The 19,344-nt window shown below is 75.2% G+C and carries 17 protein-coding genes; 13 read left to right on the top strand and 4 right to left on the bottom strand.

The genetic code is table 11. The annotated features are described in order from the left end of the window. From HGCM_RS18595 to HGCM_RS16035, 5 genes are all read left to right on the top strand, one after another. Nucleotides 1–353 (top strand): aminotransferase class V-fold PLP-dependent enzyme (locus HGCM_RS18595; RefSeq protein ID WP_147573308.1); only part of this gene is annotated, 353 nt, incomplete at its 5' end. Continuing rightward, nucleotides 353–1,444: a tRNA 2-thiouridine(34) synthase MnmA gene (gene mnmA / locus HGCM_RS16050; protein WP_019137837.1), complete on the top strand. Its 1,092-nt coding sequence runs from the start codon at nt 353–355 to the stop codon at nt 1,442–1,444. The genes HGCM_RS18595 and mnmA, both read left to right, overlap by 1 nt. After that, nucleotides 1,441–2,451: a uroporphyrinogen decarboxylase/cobalamine-independent methonine synthase family protein gene (locus HGCM_RS16045; protein ID WP_019137836.1), complete on the top strand. Its 1,011-nt coding sequence runs from the start codon at nt 1,441–1,443 to the stop codon at nt 2,449–2,451. The genes mnmA and HGCM_RS16045 overlap by 4 nt, the downstream gene beginning before the upstream one ends. 60 nt (nt 2,452–2,511) lie before the next feature. After that, nucleotides 2,512–4,899: an NAD-dependent DNA ligase LigA gene (ligA, locus tag HGCM_RS16040; RefSeq protein WP_019137835.1), complete on the top strand. Its 2,388-nt coding sequence runs from the start codon at nt 2,512–2,514 to the stop codon at nt 4,897–4,899. After that, the gene (locus HGCM_RS16035; RefSeq protein WP_019137834.1) at nt 4,896–6,188 is read left to right on the top strand and encodes a GNAT family N-acetyltransferase; all 1,293 of its coding nucleotides are present in this window, start codon (nt 4,896–4,898) and stop codon (nt 6,186–6,188) included. Before ligA ends, HGCM_RS16035 begins: the two co-directional genes overlap by 4 nt. 12 nt (nt 6,189–6,200) lie before the next feature. On the opposite strand, the gene HGCM_RS16030 is transcribed toward HGCM_RS16035, so the two are convergent. Continuing rightward, on the bottom strand, nt 6,201–6,860 hold the full coding sequence (locus tag HGCM_RS16030; RefSeq protein WP_019137833.1) for a ThuA domain-containing protein: 660 nt from the start codon (nt 6,858–6,860) through the stop codon (nt 6,201–6,203). 73 nt (nt 6,861–6,933) lie between these two features. Beyond that, nucleotides 6,934–8,112: an ROK family transcriptional regulator gene (locus HGCM_RS16025; RefSeq protein ID WP_019137832.1), complete on the bottom strand. Its 1,179-nt coding sequence runs from the start codon at nt 8,110–8,112 to the stop codon at nt 6,934–6,936. A 158-nt stretch (nt 8,113–8,270) separates the two neighbouring features. Here HGCM_RS16025 and HGCM_RS16020 point away from each other — a divergent pair, with 158 nt between their 5' ends. The 5 genes from HGCM_RS16020 to HGCM_RS16000 all read left to right on the top strand — a co-directional run bounded on the left by HGCM_RS16020 (nt 8,271) and on the right by HGCM_RS16000 (nt 14,493). Continuing rightward, the gene (locus tag HGCM_RS16020) at nt 8,271–9,896 is read left to right on the top strand and encodes a sugar ABC transporter ATP-binding protein (RefSeq protein ID WP_019137831.1); all 1,626 of its coding nucleotides are present in this window, start codon (nt 8,271–8,273) and stop codon (nt 9,894–9,896) included. Next, nucleotides 9,893–10,942: an ABC transporter permease gene (locus HGCM_RS16015; RefSeq protein WP_019137830.1), complete on the top strand. Its 1,050-nt coding sequence runs from the start codon at nt 9,893–9,895 to the stop codon at nt 10,940–10,942. The genes HGCM_RS16020 and HGCM_RS16015 overlap by 4 nt, the downstream gene beginning before the upstream one ends. An 89-nt stretch (nt 10,943–11,031) precedes the next feature. Next, on the top strand, nt 11,032–12,114 hold the full coding sequence (locus HGCM_RS16010; protein WP_019137829.1) for a substrate-binding domain-containing protein: 1,083 nt from the start codon (nt 11,032–11,034) through the stop codon (nt 12,112–12,114). A gap of 181 nt (nt 12,115–12,295) precedes the next feature. Next, entirely contained in the window at nt 12,296–13,495 is a 1,200-nt protein-coding gene (locus HGCM_RS16005; RefSeq protein WP_081596477.1) for a Gfo/Idh/MocA family protein, read from the top strand. Continuing rightward, nucleotides 13,492–14,493, top strand: a complete 1,002-nt coding sequence (locus HGCM_RS16000; RefSeq protein ID WP_026075538.1) for a sugar phosphate isomerase/epimerase family protein — start codon at nt 13,492–13,494, stop codon at nt 14,491–14,493. Before HGCM_RS16005 ends, HGCM_RS16000 begins: the two co-directional genes overlap by 4 nt. Before the next feature lie 16 nt (nt 14,494–14,509). Here HGCM_RS16000 and HGCM_RS15995 read toward each other — a convergent pair whose 3' ends face one another. Both HGCM_RS15995 and HGCM_RS15990 read right to left on the bottom strand, forming a co-directional pair. Continuing rightward, nucleotides 14,510–15,901: a carboxypeptidase-like regulatory domain-containing protein gene (locus HGCM_RS15995; RefSeq protein ID WP_019137826.1), complete on the bottom strand. Its 1,392-nt coding sequence runs from the start codon at nt 15,899–15,901 to the stop codon at nt 14,510–14,512. Nucleotides 15,902–15,968: 67 nt separating this feature from the next. Next, on the bottom strand, nt 15,969–16,388 hold the full coding sequence (locus HGCM_RS15990) for a PLD nuclease N-terminal domain-containing protein (RefSeq protein WP_019137825.1): 420 nt from the start codon (nt 16,386–16,388) through the stop codon (nt 15,969–15,971). 230 nt (nt 16,389–16,618) lie between these two features. On the opposite strand from HGCM_RS15990, the gene HGCM_RS15985 reads away from it, so the two are divergent. From HGCM_RS15985 to HGCM_RS15975, 3 genes are all read left to right on the top strand, one after another. Then, entirely contained in the window at nt 16,619–17,086 is a 468-nt protein-coding gene (locus HGCM_RS15985; protein WP_019137824.1) for an NfeD family protein, read from the top strand. Nucleotides 17,087–17,156: 70 nt separating this feature from the next. Then, complete coding sequence (locus HGCM_RS15980; RefSeq protein WP_019137823.1) at nt 17,157–18,623, top strand: SPFH domain-containing protein; 1,467 nt, start codon at nt 17,157–17,159, stop codon at nt 18,621–18,623. Then, nucleotides 18,620–19,339, top strand: a complete 720-nt coding sequence (locus HGCM_RS15975) for a hypothetical protein (RefSeq protein ID WP_019137822.1) — start codon at nt 18,620–18,622, stop codon at nt 19,337–19,339. The genes HGCM_RS15980 and HGCM_RS15975 overlap by 4 nt, the downstream gene beginning before the upstream one ends. Nucleotides 19,340–19,344 lie beyond the last annotated feature (5 nt).

The following is a 19,344-nucleotide window of genomic DNA, read 5'->3' as shown; positions in this document are numbered from 1 at the left end:
CGCGGGTGCCCGACGCCGTGCTGCGCGGCCCCGCGGACCCGGCGCGACGCCTGCCCGGCAACGCGCACCTCACCTTCCCCGGCTGCGAGGGCGACTCCCTGCTGTACCTGCTCGACGCCGCGGGCGTCGAGGCCTCGACCGGCTCCGCCTGCCAGGCCGGCGTGCCGCAGCCCAGCCACGTGCTGCTGGCGATGGGCGTCGACCCCGACGACGCGCGCGGCGCGCTGCGGTTCAGCCTCGGCCACACCTCGACCGCGGACGACGTGGACGCGCTGCTCGCGGCCCTGCCGGCCGCCGTCGAGCGGGCGCGCGCGGCAGGGCTCGCCACGGCCGCGCCGGCGGGGGTGCGCTGATGCGCGTCCTGGCGGCGCTCTCCGGCGGCGTGGACTCCGCCGTCGCCGCGGCCCGTGCCGTGGACGCCGGCCACGACGTCGTCGGCGTGCACATGGCCCTGTCCCGCAACCGCGACCAGTTCCGCACCGGCTCGCGCGGCTGCTGCTCGATCGAGGACGCGGGCGACGCCCGCCGCGCGGCCGACGTCCTCGGCATCCCGTACTACGTCTGGGACCTGTCCGAGCGGTTCGAGAGCACGGTCGTCGCGGACTTCCTGGCCGAGTACGAAGCCGGCCGCACGCCCAACCCCTGCGTGCGGTGCAACGAGCACATCAAGTTCGAGGCGCTGCTCGACAAGGCCGTCGCCCTCGGGTTCGACGCCGTCTGCACCGGCCACTACGCGCGCGTCGAGGAGCGCGCGGACGGCACCCGCGCGCTGCACCGCGCGCGGGACCTGGCCAAGGACCAGTCGTACGTGCTCGCCGTCATGGGCCCGCGCCGGCTCGCCCGCGCGCTGTTCCCGCTGGGCGACGTCGCCTCCAAGGACGAGACCCGCGCCGAGGCGGCGGCGCGCGGGCTCTCCGTGTCCGCCAAGCCCGACTCCTACGACATCTGCTTCGTCGCCGACGGCGACACCCAGGGGTTCCTGCGCGAGCGGCTCGGGTCGCGGCCGGGAGAGGTCGTCGACGCGGCCGGGACCGTCGTCGGGGAGCACGACGGCGCGTACGCGTTCACGGTCGGCCAGCGCCGCGGCCTGCACCTCGGCCGGCCCGCCCCCGACGGGCGCCCCCGCTACGTGCTCGCGATCGAGCCGGTCGCCAACCGCGTCGTGGTGGGGACGGCGGACGAGCTCGCGGTCGACGTCGTCGCCGCCGACCGGGCGGTGTGGTTCGAGGAGGTCGGCCCGTCCGTCCGGTGCCAGGTGCAGGTGCGGGCCCACGGCAGCGCGCTGCCGGCGCTCGCGCGGGTGCGCGACGAGCGGGTCGAGGTCGAGCTCGACGCACCGCTGCGCGGCGTGGCGCCGGGGCAGTCGCTCGTGCTCTACGACGGCACCCGCGTGCTGGGCCAGGCGACCGTCACGGCGGCCCGGCGGGCGGGCGTGCCCGCGTGACCGGCGTCTCCGGCGTGGGCGGGTGGCCCGGCACCGACCCGCTCGAGGCGCAGGGCGTCGTCGTCGGCGACCTCGTCGACACGGGCGACGTCGACGGGCTGCCGTTCACCGTCACGCTGCCGGCGCGCGGGCCGTGGGCCACGCCGACCGGTCAGGCCGTCGCGCGCCTCGTCGAGCTGCCGGCCGAGCTCGGGCCGCACGGCTGGCGGCTGGCGGACCGGCCGGGCGCGGACCTGGCCCGTGCTCGGGCGCTGCGGCGCGAGGACCTGGACGCGCTCGCGGTCGCCGCGCACGGCTACGAGGGGCCCCTGGTCGTTCCCGTGCTCGGGCCCGTGACGCTGGCCGCGGAGCTGTACCTCGCGCGGGGCGACCGGGCCGTGGCCGACGCCGGGGCCGTGCGCGAGCTGGCCGAGTCGAGCGCCGCCGGCCTCGGCGAGCACCTCGCCGACCTCGCGCGCGCCGTCCCCGGCGCCCGCCCGACGGTCCTGGTGCTCGAGTCCCTCGTGGGGCAGGTCGTCGCCGGCGTGCTGCCGTCGTTCTCCGGTTACCGACCGCTGCGGGCCGTCGCCGCGCCGGTCGTCGGGGAGCGCGTGGCAGCCCTCGTCCGCGGTGCGCGCGAGGGCGGCGCGGAGCGGGTCGTCGTCCACGTGGGGTCCACCGCGACGGCCGTGCCGCTCGCGCGCTCGGCGGGCGCCGACGCGGTCGCGGTCGAGGTGGAGGCGCTCGGCGAGGCGGGCTGGGAGCGTGTCGCGGAGGCGGTCGAGGGCGGCCTGCGGCTGTGGGCGCAGGTGCCGGTGCAGGCCACGTCGCAGTGCGCCGGTCCGGACGTGCGCGGGCAGGCGGACACGGTGCTGCGCCCCTGGCGCGCGCTGGGCCTGCCCGCCCGGGGTCTGGACGACGTCGTGCTGCTCGTCGACCCCGCGGGCTCGGGTCCGGACGACGCCCGCGGCGCGCTCGCGGGTGCCGTGCGGGCCGCCCGCCTGCTCGCGGAGCACGCGCAGTCCTGACCGGGTGCCGGGGCGTGGCCGGCCGCGCGCGGTGTCGGTGCCGGACGCCATGATGGGGCCGTGAGCGAGCACCTCGACGACGGCAGCGCGGGCCCCTCGACGGAGACGACGGTCCCGCCCGAGGCGCGGCGGCGCTGGCAGGAGCTCGCGGACCGCGTGCTGGCGGACCAGTTCGCGTACTACGTGCGCGACGCGCCCTCGTCGTCCGACGCGGAGTACGACGCCCGCCTGCGCGAGCTGCAGGCGCTGGAGGACCAGCACCCCGGCCTGCGCACCCCGGACTCCCCGACGCAGCGGGTCGGCGGCACGTTCTCAACGGACTTCACGGCCGTCGACCACGTCGAGCGGATGCTGTCGCTGGACAACGCGTTCTCGGACGACGACGTCGCGGCGTGGGCGGCCCGAGTGCAGCGCGACCTCGAGACCGAGGCGGCGCTGCACTACCTGTGCGAGCTCAAGATCGACGGTCTGGCCATCGCGCTGCTGTACGAGCGGGGGCGGCTCGTGCGGGCGGCGACCCGCGGGGACGGGCGCACGGGGGAGGACGTCACGCTCAACGTGCGGACGATCGGGACGATCCCCGACGTGCTCGCCGGCGACCCGTCGACCCACCCCGAGCTCATCGAGATCCGCGGCGAGGTGTTCCTCCCGGTCGAGGCGTTCACCCGCCTCAACGAGGCCCAGGTGGAGGCCGGGCGCGCGCCGTTCGCGAACCCGCGCAACGCGGCGGCCGGCTCCCTGCGGCAGAAGGACCCCCGCGTCACCGCGTCGCGGCCGCTGCGGATGTACGCGCACGGGATCGGCGCGCTGCGCTGGGGCGCCGGTCAGGGCGCGGGCATTGAGCGGCAGTCGCAGGTCTACGACCTCCTGGCGGGCTGGGGCGTGCCGACGTCGTCGCACACCCGCGTGGTCGAGGGGCTCGACGGCGTGCGCGAGATGATCGGCTACTACGGCGAGCACCGGCACGACGTCGAGCACGAGATCGACGGCATCGTGGTGAAGGTCGACGAGATCGCGCTGCAGCGTCGCCTGGGGGCCACCAGCCGCGCGCCGCGCTGGGCGATCGCGTACAAGTACCCGCCGGAGGAGGTCAACACGCGCCTGCTGGCCATCGAGGTCGGCATCGGCCGCACGGGCCGCGCGACGCCGTTCGCGGTGATGGAGCCCGTCGTCGTGTCGGGCTCGACCGTCCGGCAGGCGACCCTGCACAACCAGGACGTCGTGCGCGCGAAGGGCGTGCGCGTCGGCGACATGGTGGTGCTGCGCAAGGCGGGCGACGTGATCCCCGAGGTGGTCGGCCCGGCACCCCAGGCGCCCGACGACGACGTGCCGCGCGTCGAGTGGCACATGCCGACCGAGTGCCCGGAGTGCGGCACGCCGCTGCGCCCGATGCGCGAGGGGGACGTGGACCTGCGCTGCCCGAACGCCTACGGGTGCCCGGCCCAGGTGCGGGGGCGCCTGGAGCACATCGGCTCGCGCGGCGGCCTCGACGTCGAGGCGCTGGGCGAGGTCACCGCGGCGGCGCTCAGCCAGCCGGAGGTGCCCGAGACGCCGCCCGTGCCCAACGAGGCGTTCCTGTTCGACCTCGTCGGGTACGGGTCCGACGCCTCGCCGGAGGAGGTCGCGCGGGTGCGCGCCGAGAGCCTCGAGCGCCTCGCGCAGGTCGAGGTCGTCGTGCGCGACGCGGAGACGGGGCTGCCCAAGGAGGACGAGGACGGCGCGGTCCGGCGGCGCACGCCGTTCCGGCGCACGCTGAAGCACGCACGGGCGGCGCGCGCCGCCGCCGAGGCCCGCGGCGAGACCCTGCGGGAGTGGGAGCCGTCGGAGGCGGCCCGCACGCTGCTCGACCAGCTCGACGCCGCGAAGACCAAGGAGCTGTGGCGGGTCCTGGTCTCGCTGTCGATCCGCAACGTCGGCCCGAGCGCCGCGCGCGCCCTGGCGACCGAGCTCGGCTCGATGGCGGTGCTGCGCGAGGTGGTCGCGGACCGGGCGACGGCGCACGAGCGCCTCGGACGCGTCGACGGCGTGGGGCCGACCATCGTCGACTCGATCGTCGACTGGTTCACCGGCCCGGACGGCGGCTGGCACACCGAGATCGTCGACCGCTGGGCGGCGGCCGGGGTGCGGATGGCGGACGAGCGCGACGCGTCGACGCCGCGCACGCTCGAGGGCCTCACCGTCGTGGTGACGGGCAGCCTCGACGGCTTCAGCCGGGACGAGGCGAAGGAGGCGATCCTGTCGCGCGGCGGGAAGGCTGCCGGCTCCGTCTCGAAGAACACCGACTTCGTCGTCGTGGGCGAGAACGCCGGCTCCAAGGAGGCGAAGGCGCGGGACCTCGGCCTGCGCATCCTCGACGAGGCGGGGTTCCGCGCCCTGCTCGACGGCGGTGCGGCGGCGGTGCCCGAGGCGGCGCCGGCGGCGGACGAGGAGCAGGGGACCCACGCGTGAAGGTCGCCGCGCTCGACGGCCCGCGGGTGTCGGTCGCCTCGCCGCGCCAGGTCCGCGACGCCGGTGCGATCACCGGCGAGGCGTACGCGGCCGACCGGCTCACGGAGGACGACGACCCGTACATGCGGGAGCTGCGGGACGCCGAGCGGCGCGCGGCGGAGGCGGTCCTCCTCGTCGCGACGGTCCCGGGGGCGGACGGCGCCGCGGACGCGGGCGACGACTCCGAGCAAGGGCGGGGCGTCGTCGTCGGGACGATCACGCTGGCCCCCGCCGGCACGTCGTACGCCGAGGTGGCGGCGCCGGGCGAGGTCGAGCTGCGCATGCTCGCGGTCGCGCCGGAGGCGCGCGGACGGGGGACGGCGGAGGCGCTCGTGCGCGCCGCGCTGCGCGAGGCGGTCGTGCGGGGGGCCCGGCGCGTCGTGCTGTCGAGTCTCGACGAGATGCTCGTCGCCCAGCGCCTGTACGCGCGGCTGGGGTTCACGCGGCGGCCGGAGCGGGACTGGTCGCACGAGCACGTCCGGCTCCGGGTGTGGGTCTGGGAGCCGCCGGACGCGCCCGGAGCACCGGCGGAGGTCGCGACGTGGCCGCCCGTGCGCACGGTGGTGACGCCGCACGGGTGGCGGGTCGGGCTGTCGTCCGGCTTCACGCGCCGGGCCAACAGCGCGCTGCCGCCGGCGGGCACCGGGCTCGACGGGCCGGCCGTCGCGGCGGGGCTCGACGAGGTCGAGGCCGCGTACGCGCAGGCGGGGCTGCCCGCGGTCGTGCGGGTCCCCGCAGGGCGGCCCGTCGCGGAGCTCGACGCACGCGGCTACGCGGTCGTCTCCGAGACCGACGTCCAGGTGCGGGGGATCGACGGGCTGCCTGCCGCGCAGGTGCCGTCGGGCGTGCGCCTCGCCGGTGCCGCCGAGCCGGACGACGCCTGGCTCCGGGCCTGGCTCGGCGTCAAGAGCGCGGGGACGGACACCGCGCTCGCCCGCCGGCTGCTCACCGGGGCGCCGTCGGACTACCTCACGGCGCGCGACGCCTCCGGCGCGGTGCTCGGCGTCATCCGTGCCGCCCGCGTCGAGGACTGGGTGGGGCTGTCGTGCCTCGTCGTCGCGCCGGCCGCCCGGCGTCTGGGGCTCGGCCGGGCGCTCACGCTGCACGCCCTCGAGAGCGCGGCGGACCGCGGGGCGGCGCGCGCGTTCCTGCAGGTCGAGGTCCACAACGGCGCCGCGGCGCGCCTCTACGGCGCGCTCGGGTTCGCGACGGCGGACGCGTACGTGTACCGCGAGCGGCCGCTCGGCTGACGCCGGGAAGCGCTAGGAGCGGGCCGCCCAGAGCAGCCCGCGCTCGACGACGGTGCGCAGCTCCGGGATCTCGAGGTCGGCGAGCTGGTGCCCGGGGGTGGCCACGAAGACGCGCCCGGCGCCCCAGCGGCGCGTCCAGACCGCCGGGCAGACGACCGGCTCGTGCCAGGCGTCGCCCGGTGCCGGCGTGATCGTCGTCGTCGCCAGGACGTCGTTCAGGGGGTCGGTCAGGACCCAGTACTGCTCGGAGCGCAGGGAGATCCGGCTGATCCCGGCGACGACGGGGTGGTCGGCGCGCGTGGGCAGGACCTCGACGACGTGGTCGATGATGCCGCGCTCGTGCGCGACGAACTGGCCGCCGACGAGCTGCAGGTAGTCGGTGGCCATGCGGAACGAGTCGACGATCCCCCCGTGCCACCCGGCGAAGCCGGTGCCGGCGGCGACGGCCTCGCGCAGCCCGCGCAGCTCGTCCGCCAGGATCTCGCCCATCGTCCAGCACTGGACGACGAGGTCGGTGGCGGCCATGACGTCGGCGTCCGCGTAGACCTCCAGCGAGCTCTCGACCGTCACGTCGAAGTGCTCGCGCAGGAACGGGACGAACAGGTCCACGGCCTCGGCGGGCGCGTGCCCGTCCCAGCCGCCCTGCACGACGAGCGCGCGACGCCCGCTCACACGACCACCTCCGTCACCGGGGACCTCGTCCCGCCGTCGTCCGTCTGCCTGCCGTCGATGCCCCGCACGCGTGCTACCCGATCGCCGCGTCGATCGCGGCGGGGGACAGGACGTGCTCGGCGGCCATGGTGCTCGCTCCGAGCACGCCGGCGCGAGCACCGGTGCGGGACGCGACGATGCGCAGGTGCTGGGTCGCGAGGGGCAGCGAGCGGCGGTAGACCACCTCGCGGATGCCGGCGAGCAGGTGCTCGCCCGCCTCGGCGACGATCCCGCCGATGACGATGACCGACGGGTTGAGCATGCTCACGCAGGCGGCGAGCACGCTGCCGATGTGCCGTCCGGCCTCACGGACCTCGCGCGCGGCGTCCAGGTCGCCCGCGCGCACGAGCGCCACCACGTCGGCGGCGTCCGTCGCCGCCACGGCGCGTGCCGCCAGCGCCGCGGCGATCGCCGGGCCGGCCGCGACGGCCTCCAGGCAGCCGGTGTTGCCGCACCGGCAGGGCTGGTCGGCACCGTCGACCGCGATGTGGCCGAGGTCGCCCGCAGCGCCCTGGGCGCCGCGACGGATGTCGCCGTCGGAGATGATCCCGGCCCCGATCCCGGTCGCGACCTTGACGAACAGGAGGTGGTCGACGGCCGGCCACTGGGAGGCGTGCTCACCGAGCGCCATGATGTTGACGTCGTTGTCGACGAGGACGGGGACGTGCAGGCGGCGGCCCAGCAGCGCCGGCACGTCGGCGTCGTCCCAGCCGGGCATGATCGGCGGGTTGATGGGGCGGCCCGTCGAGTGCTCGACGGGGCCGGGCAGCCCGACGCCCACGCTGACGAGGTCCTCGAGCGGACGCTCGGCCTTCTCGAGCAGGAGGTGGCCGATCTCCACGACGCGGTCCAGCACCGCCTGCGGCCCCTCGGCGATCGCGATGGGCTCGCCGTGCTCCGCGAGGACGGCCCCGGCGAGGTCGGTGACGGCCAGGCGCGCGTGCGTCGCGCCCAGGTCGACGGCGAGGACGACGCGGGCGGCCGGACGGAAGGCGAACGTCGCCGGCGGGCGGCCGCCCGTCGAGCTCGCCTCGCCGGCCGCGGCCACCAGCCCGGAGGCGATCAGCGCGTCCACGCGCGCGGCGATGGTGGACCGGGCCTGGCCCGTGAGCGTGGCCAGGTCGGAGCGGGTGCGGGGCTGGCCGTCACGCAGGAGCTGGAACATCTCGCCGGCGCCCGTCGGGCGCGGGGCGAACTTCGTCAGCTCGTCCACGCCGGCTCCTGCGCCCTCATGGCGCCCAGTCAACCACTGACGGCGTCGGGTTCGGTCCATCGCGCGCCGCCTTTCGTAGGTCACGGTCTCATAACCGTGGCGACACCTTATCGACTTTTGCTTGACGGTCGACATAAGTGGCTCGTAGCGTCTGCCGCATGGTCAACGCGGACCGCCACGAACCGGGCACCGGCCCTCGCTACGGCACGGCCGACGCCGCCCTGCCGGCCGAGGGCGGCCGTGCCGACGCCACCACCGACGCCGTCGCCGCCTCCGACGGCGCGCCCGTCCTGCTGCGGATGCAGGGCATCGTCAAGCAGTTCCCCGGCGCGCGCGCCCTCGACGGCGTCGACCTGGAGGTGCGCGCGGGCGAGGTGCACTGCCTGCTGGGGCAGAACGGCGCCGGGAAGTCGACGCTCATCAAGGTGCTCGCCGGGGCGCACCAGCCCGACGAGGGCGAGATCCTCGTCGACGGCGAGGTCGTCACCCTCCCGCACCCGGTGGCCGCCCTGCGTCTCGGCATCGCGACGATGTACCAGGAGCTCGACGTCGTCGATGGCCTGTCGATCGCCGAGAACCTGTACCTCGGCCACGAGCTCGCGAGCGGCGGGTTCACGCAGCGGCGCGCCGCCGCCGCGCGCACGCGCGAGATCCTCCAGCGGCTCGGCCACGGCGACCTCTCGCCGCACCGCGAGGTGGGCTCGCTGTCCGCCGCCGGCAAGCAGGTCGTCCAGCTCGCCCGGGCGCTGTCGCACGACGCGCGGGTCATCGTCATGGACGAGCCGAGCGCCGTGCTCGACTCCGAGGAGGTCGCCAACCTCTTCCGCGTGGTGCGCGACCTCACGGCCCGCGGTGTGGCGATCGTCTACATCTCGCACCGCCTGGAGGAGATCCGGCAGATCGGCGACCGGATCACGGTGCTCAAGGACGGCCGCACGGTCGCGACCGGGCTCCAGGTGGCGGACACCCCGACCGCGGACCTCATCCGCCTCATGACGGGCCGCAGCGTCGAGTACGCGATCCCGCGCCGCCCCGCGGTGCCGGACGACGCGCCGACGCTGCTCAGCGTGCGCGGGCTCGGTCTCGGGCGGACCTTCTCGGACGTCTCGTTCGACGTGCGGGCGGGCGAGGTCGTCGGCCTCGCCGGGCTCGTCGGCTCCGGGCGCTCGGAGATCCTCGAGACCGTGTTCGGCGCACGCAAGGCGACCGCCGGCACGGTCGAGGTGGAGCGCCGCGCGCTGCGGCCCGGCTCGGTCGGCGACGCCGTCGCGGCCGGGATCGGCCTGTGCCCGGAGGAGCGCAAGAGCCAGGGGCTCCTGCTCGACGAGCCGCTCTACCGGAACATCACGCTCTCCACCTTCGCCCGCACGGCGAACGCGTCGTTCCTCGACGAGGCCGCCGAGCGGCGCGCCGCCCGCGAGCAGGTGACCGCGCTCGACGTCCGCCCCGCCGACGTCGACCGCGAGGCCCGGACGCTGTCGGGCGGCAACCAGCAGAAGGTGCTGCTCGCGCGCTGGCTCGTGCACGGCTGCCGCGTGCTCCTGCTCGACGAGCCCACGCGCGGCGTCGACGTCGGCGCGCGGGCCGAGATCTACGCGCTCGTGGCCGAGCTGACCGCGCGGGGGAACGCGGTCGTCGTGGTCTCGAGCGAGATCGACGAGGTGCTCGGCCTGGCCGACCACGTGCTCGTCGTCTCCGAGGGACGGGTGGTCCACACCGGTCCCGCGTCCGACATCGACGAGCACCGGGTGCTCGACCTCGTCATGGAAGGAAGTGCCGCGTGAGCGAGCAGCACACCGTCCCCGTTCCCACGGCGGACGAGTCAGCGCGCGTCGAGCGCGAGTCGTCGACGCGGCGCCGCCGCAGCTGGCTGAGCGGGCCCGCCGCCCGCAACCTCGGGCTCGTCATCGCGCTCGTCCTCATCTGCGTCGTCGGGGTGGTGACGGCCGGCGAGCGGTTCGCGAGCGTGCCGAACCTGCTGACGATCCTGCGGCTCGCCGCCGTCATCGGCGTCCTGTCGATCGGCATGACCTTCGTCATCACCGGCGGCGGCATCGACCTGTCGGTCGGGTCGGTGCTCGGCCTGTCGTCCGTCTGGGCCTCGACGATCGCCACGCAGACGATGGCGCAGAACAGCCACTGGATCGTCATGGTGCTGTGCGCGCTCGCCGTCGGCGTCGGCGCGGGCCTCGTCAACGGCGTGCTCATCGCGTACGGGAAGGTGGTCGCGTTCATCGCGACCCTGGCGATGATGGTCGCCGCGCGCGGGCTCGCCGAGATGATCGCCAACCGGCAGACGCAGGTCGTCCGGGTGCGCGAGTTCCTCGAGGTGTTCAGCGGCAACATCCTCGGCATCTCGACCCTGGTCTGGATCTTCGCGCTCGTCGCGGTCGCCGGCTGGGTGCTGCTCAACCGCACGACGTTCGGCCGGCGCACCATCGCCATCGGCGGCAACCCCGAGGCCGCGCGGCTCGCCGGCATCAAGGTCAAGCGCCACACGATGTACCTGTACGCGCTCGCCGGCCTGGCCGCGGGCATCGCGGGCGTCATGATGCTCGGCCGCACCACCGCGGGCTCGTCGACCAACGGCCAGCTCTACGAGCTCGACGCGATCGCCGCGGTGGTCGTCGGCGGCACGCTCCTCGCGGGCGGCCGGGGCACCATCGTCGGCACCGTGCTCGGCGTGCTCATCTTCACCACGCTGAGCAACGTGTTCACGCAGAACAACCTGTCGATCTCGGCCCAGGCGGTCGCCAAGGGCGTGATCATCGTCGTCGCCGTGCTGCTGCAGCAGCGGTTCGCCGAGCGCTCCCGCGCCGCCACCACCTGAGTCCCGGCGGCCGCCGGCCGGCGACCGCCCGCACGTCCGCTCCTCGCTCCCTCGTCCCACGCGCACGACCCCGATCAAGGAGGATCGCCATGTCCGCACTGCGCCGTCCCGGCTCGTCCGGCACCGCCCGCACCCCCCGCCGCTGGCTCGCCGCGGCCGGTGCGCTCGCCGTCACCGCACTCGCGGTGGCCGGTTGCACCTCGAACGCCCCCGCCGAGGACCCGAGCGCCGCGCCGCCGGCCGCGACCGGTGGCGGCACCGACAACGACAAGCCCGGCGACAAGGTCGTCATCGGCTTCTCGGCCCCCGCGGCCGACCACGGCTGGATGGGCGCCATCACCAAGTCCGCGGTCGACACCGCCAAGCAGTACTCCGACGTGGAGCTGCGCCAGGCGGAGGCGACGAACGACGTCAACCTGCAGATCAGCCAGATCGAGCAGTTCATCAACGACAAGGTCGACGCGATCGTCCTGCTGCCGTTCGACGGCGCGGCGCTGACGCCCGTGGCCCTCAAGGCCATGCAGGCCGGCATCCCGGTCGTCAACGTCGACCGCGAGTTCGACGACCCGAACGCCGCGCGCACCACCGTGCTCGGCGACAACTACGGCATGGGCGTCAGCGCGGGCCAGTACATCTGCGAGCAGCTCGCCGGGAAGTCCGACGCCGTCGTGGCCGAGATCGCCGGCATCGACTCGCTGCCGCTGACGCAGGACCGCAGCAAGGGCTTCGCCGACGCGCTCGACGGCTGCGGCCTCAAGGTCAGCAACCGCGTGGCGGCCGACTTCACGGTCCAGGGCGGCGAGGCCGCGGCGGCCAACCTGCTGCAGGCGGCGCCGAAGATCGACGCCATCTGGAACCACGACGACGACCAGGGCGTCGGCGTCCTGGCGGCCATCAACAACGCGAACCGCGACGAGTTCTTCATGGTCGGCGGCGCCGGCTCGAAGAACGTCATGGAGGCGATCAAGGCCGACGACTCGGTGCTCAAGGCCACGGTCATCTACCCGTCCACCCAGGCCGCTGACGGCGTGAAGCTCGCGCGTCTGCTGGTCCAGGGCAAGGCGATGTCGGACCTCGTCGAGGTCGAGGTGCCGCGCACCGTCCAGCTGTACGCGCCGGTCGTCACCAAGGAGAACGTCGACCAGTTCCTGCCGACGGCCTTCACCTCCTGACCGGTTCCGTCGTCATCGACGACTGACCCGACGACCCGTACGACACCGTCCGGGCCGGGGCGGCCTCCCGCCGCCCCGGCCGGGCCGGCCCTGCGCCGGCCGGTGGGCCCGAGGAGGACCCGTGACCGAGACACGACCCGAGACGCCCGACGGGACCGCACGGCCCCGCCTCGGCGTCGGGATGGTGGGCTACGCCTTCATGGGCGTCGCGCACTCCCAGGCCTGGCGCAACGCGCCCCGATTCTTCGACCTGCCTCTCGACGTCGACATGGCCGTCGTCGCCGGCCGCGACGCGGGCAAGGTCGCCGCTGCCGCCGCCCGCCTCGGCTGGCGCGACGCCGAGACGGACTGGAAGGCGCTCGTCGCACGCGACGACGTCGACCTCGTCGACGTGTGCACCCCCGGCGACACGCACGCCGACATCGCGATCACCGCGCTGCGGGCCGGCAAGCACGTGCTGTGCGAGAAGCCGCTGGCCAACTCCGTCGCGGAGGCGGAGGCCATGGTCGCCGCCGCCGCGGCCGCGCCGGACCAGGTCGCGATGGTCGGGTTCACGTACCGCCGGGTGCCCGCCATCCAGCTCGCCCGCCGGCTCGTCGTCGAGGGGCGCATCGGCCAGGTGCGGCACGTGCGTGCGCAGTACCTGCAGGACTGGATCGCCGACCCCTCGACGCCGCTGTCGTGGCGGCTGGACCGGACGAAGGCCGGCTCCGGCGCGCTCGGCGACATCGGCGCGCACGTCGTCGACCTCGCGCAGTTCATCACCGGCGAGGCGGTGACGGGCGTCTCGGCCGTGCTCGAGACGTTCGTCCGCGAGCGTCCCGTCGCCGAGGCGTTCACGGGGCTGTCGGGCTCCGGCTCGACGTCGGGGGCCACGGGTCCCGTGACCGTCGACGACGCCGCCGTGTTCCTCGGCCGGATGTCCGGCGGCGGGCTGGCGTCCTTCGAGGCGACGCGGTTCGCCTACGGCCGCAAGAACGCCATCCGCCTGGAGATCAACGGCTCCGCGGGGTCGCTCGCGTTCGACTTCGAGGACATGAACGTCCTGCACTTCTTCGACGCCTCCGAGCCCGCCGTGACGGCCGGGTTCCGCCGCATCGTCGTCACGGAGCCGGAGCACGCGTACGTCGCCGCGTGGTGGCCCGCGGGCCATGGGCTCGGGTACGAGCACGCGTTCACGCACCAGGCGGTCGACCTCGTCCGCGGCCTCGCGGCGGGGGAGCACCCGACGCCCACGTTCGCGGACGGGCTGCAGGTGCAGCGCGTCCTGGACGCGGTCGAGCGGTCCGCCGCCGACGAGTCCCGGTGGACCCCCGTCACCACCTCCACCCCGGCAGCGGCCGGGACCAGCACGCCGACGCCCGAGGAGGCCGCACGATGACCCGCCCCGTCACCCTGTTCACCGGTCAGTGGGCCGACCTGCCGTTCGAGGAGGTCGCCCGGCTCGCGTCCGAGTGGGGCTACGACGGCCTCGAGATCGCCTGCTGGGGCGACCACCTGGACCCGTGGCGCTGGGACGACGAGGCCTATGTGCAGAGCCGGCGCGACGTGCTCGACCGGTACGGGCTGCAGGTGTGGGCGATCTCGAACCACCTCAAGGGCCAGGCCGTCTGCGACGACCCGATCGACCAGCGGCACCGCGACATCCTCCCGGACGTCGTCTGGGGCGACGGCGACCCCGAGGGCGTGCGGCAGCGCGCCGCCGAGGAGATGAAGAACACCGCCCGGCTGGCCGCGAAGCTCGGCGTGAAGACGGTCGTCGGCTTCACGGGCTCGTCGATCTGGAAGTACGTGGCGATGTTCCCGCCGGTCTCGGCCGAGGCGATCGACGCGGGCTACCAGGACTTCGCGGACCGCTGGAACCCGATCCTCGACGTCTTCGACGAGGTCGGCGTGCGGTTCGCGCACGAGGTCCACCCGAGCGAGATCGCGTACGACTGGTGGACGACCGTGCGCACCCTCGAGGCCATCGGGCACCGCGAGGCGTTCGGGCTCAACTGGGACCCGAGCCACTTCATCTGGCAGCAGCTCGACCCGGTCGACTTCATCCTCGAGTTCCGCGAGCGGATCTACCACGTCGACTGCAAGGACGTGAAGGTCCGCATCGGCAACGGCCGCAACGGGCGGCTGGGCTCGCACCTGCCGTGGGCGGACCTGCGTCGCGGGTGGGACTTCGTCTCGACCGGGCGCGGCGACGTGCCGTGGGAGGCCTCGTTCCGCGCGCTCAACACGATCGGGTACGACGGGCCCATCTCGGTCGAGTGGGAGGACGCCGGGATGGACCGGCTGGTCGGCGCGCCGGAGGCCCTGGAGTTTGTCCGGCGCAACGCGTTCGACCCGCCGGCCGCGGCGTTCGACGCGGCGTTCAGCGCCCGCTGAACGCCGCGCCGGCGGCTCAACGGGTCAGCGTGACGTCGAGCGTCCGGTCGGCCGTGCCCGTCACCGCGATGCGTCGGGTCAGGAGCTCGTCGTCCAGGTCGGCGAACGTGATCGTCGTGGCGCCGGCCACGCGGAGCTCGTACGCGCCCGTCTCGGACGTCGTGACGACGGCGTGCGGTGCGCGGACCGAGACGCGGGCGGCCGGGCCGTCAGGACCGGTGACGCTGCCGCGCACGACCACCGTGCGGGGCAGTTCGACCGTCCCGGCGGAGACGCGACTGGAGCCCGACGGCACCGTGACGAGGCCGGCCTCCGGGCCGAGCGTGCCCAGCGAGGTGGCGGTCGTGCCGGCGGGCGTGTAGGTCAGGCGGAACCGTCCGGGACGCAGCCCGGTCAGCGAGAAGCGGCCGTCGGCACCGGTGCGGGCGCGCGCGGTGGGGACGCCGTAGGCGTCGCTGGCGAGGACCGCGACGTCGGCGACCGGGCCCGAGGGCGACGTCACCCGGCCGATCACCGTGGTCGGGCCGTTCGCGGCCCCCGACTGCGGGATGACGCCCATCGACGTGCGGCCGTCGCGGACGACGGTCACGGCCGGGGTCCGCACGCCGTTGCCGACGGCGAGCCGGTAGGAGCCGACGGGCACGTGGACCTCGAAGTGCCCGGTCTGGGAGGGCCGCACCGCGAGGCGCTGGCCGGACGCCGACTCGAGCACGACGGGGGAGTGGAACGAGGTCCGGAACTTGCCCGCGACGACGCCCAGGTCGGGGAGCGTGAGGGTCGGAGCCTTGGCCGACTCCCCGGCCGCGACCGTGACGCGGGCCGCCGGCACCGGGAAGACCACCTCCTGCACGATCTGGGGCACGACCTCCGTCGCACCGGGCCGCAGGCCGGGCAGGACGTAGAAGCCGTTCGCGTTCGTCGTGCCGCGAGGCTGCGGTCCGAGCCCTCGCCCGACGCCCTGGGCCGCGACCTGGACGCCGGCGACGGGCGCTCCCCGCCGGTCGCGGACGTACCCCTTGACGACGCCGGCCTCGGCGACGGAGACGTCGAGCGTCTGCGCCTCCTCGTCCATCGTGCGCCACAGGCGGTCGCTCGCGCGCGTCCCGTCGCCCGCGTAGGTCCGCAGGGTCCACGTCGTCTCCTGGACGGCGACCGAGTAGGTCGTCCCCACCGGAACCGTGAAGGAGTAGCGGCCCGACTCGTCCGTCGAGGCGCGCCGCACGAGGTCGGCGTTCGTCCGGTCGTACAGCAGCACGACGTGGTCGGCGAAGGGCGCTCCGTCGAGCTCGACGGTGCCCGAGACGGTGCCGGCGGGCACGGCGTGCGCCGGGGCCGTGGCGAGCGGGGCGACGAGGGCGGCGGCGAGGGCCGCGAGCGCGAGGCTCCGGCGACGGTGCTGGGTCGGCATGGGACGACGGTACCTGCGGGCTCCCACGACCGACGCGCCCCGGCGTCCGGGTCACCCGGTCAGCGGGTCAGCCGCCCTGGCGCTCGCCGCTGCGTTCGTCGTCCGGCGGGCTCTCGCGCAGCCGGTCCTCGCGCCGGCGCAGGTCGTCCTCCCAGTCGCGCAGCATCCGCTCGTGCGTGTCGTCGGAGCGGCGCATCGAGGCGAGGAACTCGGGGTCGTCGTCGGGCGCGCCGGACCGGCGGGGGCGCTCGTACTCGGGGAAGCCGGCGGTCTGCGTGGAGGGCCACGGCACCGCCCGCGACGGCGCGCGCTCGGGCCGACCCGCGACGAGCCACGCGATCCCGCCGACGATGGGCACCAGGACGATGAGGAAGACCCACACGACCTTCGGGAGGTTGCGCACCCGGTCGGGGTCGGCCTGGACGCAGTCGATGAGGCAGTAGACGAGCAGCCCCAGCTCGAGCAGCAGCGGCACGTAGCGCAGCATCGACGTCCCCTCGGTCCCTGCGCACGCCGTCGGCGCGTGCGGCCAGGCGGCAACCTAGCGGAACGGACCCTCGGAGCGGCAGGCCCGCCCGGGGGAGCCGGACGCGGCGTCGGGCAGCGGCTCGTCCGGGTGAACGTGCAGGCAGAGGTGACGGAGGTCGCCCGGGGCCGGGCGGCACTGCGACATACTGGGCGCCCGCGCGCCCCGGGGGCGCCCACGAAAGGACGGTCGTGACGGTCTTCCTCGTCATCGGTGGCATCGGTCTCGTGCTGCTCGTGCTCTCCCTCGTCGTGGGCGAGATCTTCGAGTCCCTGGAGATCGGCGACGGCGGGATCTCCGGGATGGCGGTGGGGATCGGCGCGGTCGTCTTCGGCGCGTCGGGCGTGCTCGCGCTGTCGGCCGACCTGGCCGTGGTGTGGGCGTACGTCATCGCGGTCGCTTTCGCGCTGCTCGCCGGCGGCGTCGCGCAGCTCGTCATCAACCGCCTGGCGGCCTCCGAGGACCCCGCGCCGCCGCCGCTGGAGGGCGCGTTCGGCGTGCTCACGGCGACGACGGGCCCCGAGGGCGGCGAGGTCCGGCTCGAGGGCGTACGCGACCTGGAGAGCCGGCTCGCGTGGGCGGACGAGCCGATCCCGGCCGGGACCCGCGTGGTCGTCGTCGCCGTGTCCGGCTCCCGCGTGCACGTCACCCGCGCCTGACCGGCCCGCAGACCCCGCGGCGACGACGCCGCACCCCCGAGAGGAAGGACGCCGGGCGCGCCCGGACACCATGTTCGACGACCTGATCACGAACGGCACCGCCGTCCTGGCGGTGCTGGCCCTCGTCATCGCGTTCTTCGCGGTGCTCGGCCTCGTCACCAAGCGCATCCGCCGCGTGCCGCCCAACGAGGCGCTCGTCATCGTCGGCCGGGGCGCCGGGAAGAACGCCGGCGACGGCGGCCAGCGCGTCGTGGTCGGCGGACGCGTCTTCGTCTGGCCCGTGCTGCAGCAGGGCTTCCCGATCTCGCTCGAGCAGCGGCAGATCGGCATCACCGTCGAGGGTGTCGACAAGAACCGCATCAAGCTCGCCATCAAGGCGTCCATCAACTTCAAGGTCCGCGGCGACGAGGAGGGCGTGCGGCGCGCGGCCCAGCGCTTCCTGTCGCAGCAGGCGACGCTCACCGACGTGATCAAGGAGTCCCTGGAGGGCTCGCTGCGCTCGATCATCGGCGACATGACGATCGAGCAGATCATCAGCGACCGGAAGTCGCTGCAGGACGCCGTCGTCGCGTCGACGAAGACGGACCTGGCCGAGCAGGGCCTGCAGGTCGACCTGCTCAACATCTCCGACATCTCGACCCCCGGGTCGGACTACCTGCAGAACCTCGGCCGCGCCGAGGCCGCGCGCGCCCGCCAGGTCGCCGAGGTCAAGGAGGCCGAGGCGCAGCAGGTCTCGGAGTTCGCGAAGATCCAGGCGATGGAGGCGATCGCCGAGCGTCAGCGCGACCTCGCGCTCAAGCAGGCGTCGATCAAGGCGGAGACGGACCGCGCGAACGCCGAGGCGGAGGCCGCGGGCCAGCTGGCGCGCGCCGAGCAGGACCGGCTCGTCGCGACGCAGGAGCGCGAGGCCCTCGCCGAGAAGGCCAAGGTCACGGAGGAGCAGCTCGACATCGACGTCCGCAAGCCGGCCGAGGCGGCCGCGTACGCGGCGGTCCAGGCGGCCACGGCGTCGCGTGATGCGGCGAACGCCTCGACCGAGGCCGACGCGTTCAAGCGGACGCGCATCGCCGAGGCGAACAAGGTCGCGGCGGTGCAGGACGCCGACGCCGCCGCGCAGGCGACCATCCGCGCCGGCAACGCCGAGCGGGACCGCCAGCTGGCCGAGGCGCAGGCCGTCGAGGCGCTCGGTCTGGCGCGCGCGGCCGCGGCGCGCGCCGAGGGCCTGGCCGCCGCCGAGGCGACGAAGGCGCAGGCCGAGGCGCTGCGTGAGCAGGGCGAGGCGATCCTCGCGCAGCAGGTCATCGCCGTGCTGCCGGAGATCGTCCGGGCCGCCTCCGACCCGATCGCCGCGATCAAGCAGCTGACCGTCGTGTCGACCGACGGCGCGTCCGCCGTGACCAAGACGGTCGGCCAGGTGCTCGGGGAGGGGCAGGAGGTCGTCCGCTCGCTCACCGGCATCGACATCGCGTCAGTGCTGCAGGGCGCCGCGAGCGGCATCGCCGGCGCCCGTGGCTCGAACGGGCACGCCGAGTCGTGAGCGTGCCGTCCGGGGGCGGGCCGTCCGGGACCGAGGCGGCGGGCCACGGCCCCAGCGCCGCCCTGCCGTACGGCTCGCTCCCGGGCACCGTCGGGCGCCCTCGCCCGACGTCGCTCGCGGGCCCGGTGACGCTGACGGCGTTCGGCGCGCTGCTGCTGGTCGCTGCCGCCGTCGCCGCGGTGCTCGTCGTGCGCGGCTTCGTCGCGCTGCTGCCCACCGACGTGCTGCGCGCCGACGGCACGCCGGGCCCGGCCGTCGTCGCGTCGGGCACGGCCCCGGGGACGGCCACGGCGTCGCTCGACGCGGGCGCGCGGTACGTCGTCGTGCTCGCGGTGGACGACGACGTCGAGGCGACGTTCGACGGCGAGGTGAAGGTCATCGCGCCGGACGGCACGACGTTCGTCGCGGACGACGCGCCCGGCGTCTCGCTCTCGACGACCATGGGCGGGGTGCACGCCCGCACCGTGGTGGCCTTCCAGGCGGCCGGTGCCGGGGCGTACACGCTGGCCGTGCCGGGCACCGACGTCGACGGAGCGCGGTTCCTGGTGGTGCCGGACGAGGACGTCGCGCCGTTCGTCGCCGGGGTGTTCACCACCGTGGGCGCGACGTTCGCGGCGCTCGCGCTGGGCGGGGTCGGGCTCGCCGTCACGGTGGGCGGCGGGGTGTGGTGGGGACTGCGGGCCTCGGCCCGCCGGCAGGCGCGCGTCGCGGCCTGAGCGCC

It is taken from the genome of Cellulomonas massiliensis JC225 (assembly GCF_000312005.1).
Lineage (GTDB): Bacteria > Actinomycetota > Actinomycetes > Actinomycetales > Cellulomonadaceae > Cellulomonas > Cellulomonas massiliensis.
This window is presented reverse-complemented; position numbering and strand designations above follow the sequence as displayed.

Coding starts and splice junctions, on each gene's coding strand:
- HGCM_RS16010 (WP_019137829.1), top strand. CDS start 11,032: ATGTCCGCACTGCGCCGTCCCGGCTCGTCCGGCACCGCCCGCACCCCC.
- HGCM_RS15990 (WP_019137825.1), bottom strand. CDS start 16,388: ATGCTGCGCTACGTGCCGCTGCTGCTCGAGCTGGGGCTGCTCGTCTAC.
- HGCM_RS16005 (WP_081596477.1), top strand. CDS start 12,296: ATGGTGGGCTACGCCTTCATGGGCGTCGCGCACTCCCAGGCCTGGCGC.
- HGCM_RS15980 (WP_019137823.1), top strand. CDS start 17,157: ATGTTCGACGACCTGATCACGAACGGCACCGCCGTCCTGGCGGTGCTG.
- HGCM_RS16020 (WP_019137831.1), top strand. CDS start 8,271: ATGGTCAACGCGGACCGCCACGAACCGGGCACCGGCCCTCGCTACGGC.
- HGCM_RS16000 (WP_026075538.1), top strand. CDS start 13,492: ATGACCCGCCCCGTCACCCTGTTCACCGGTCAGTGGGCCGACCTGCCG.
- HGCM_RS15995 (WP_019137826.1), bottom strand. CDS start 15,901: ATGCCGACCCAGCACCGTCGCCGGAGCCTCGCGCTCGCGGCCCTCGCC.
- mnmA (WP_019137837.1), top strand. CDS start 353: ATGCGCGTCCTGGCGGCGCTCTCCGGCGGCGTGGACTCCGCCGTCGCC.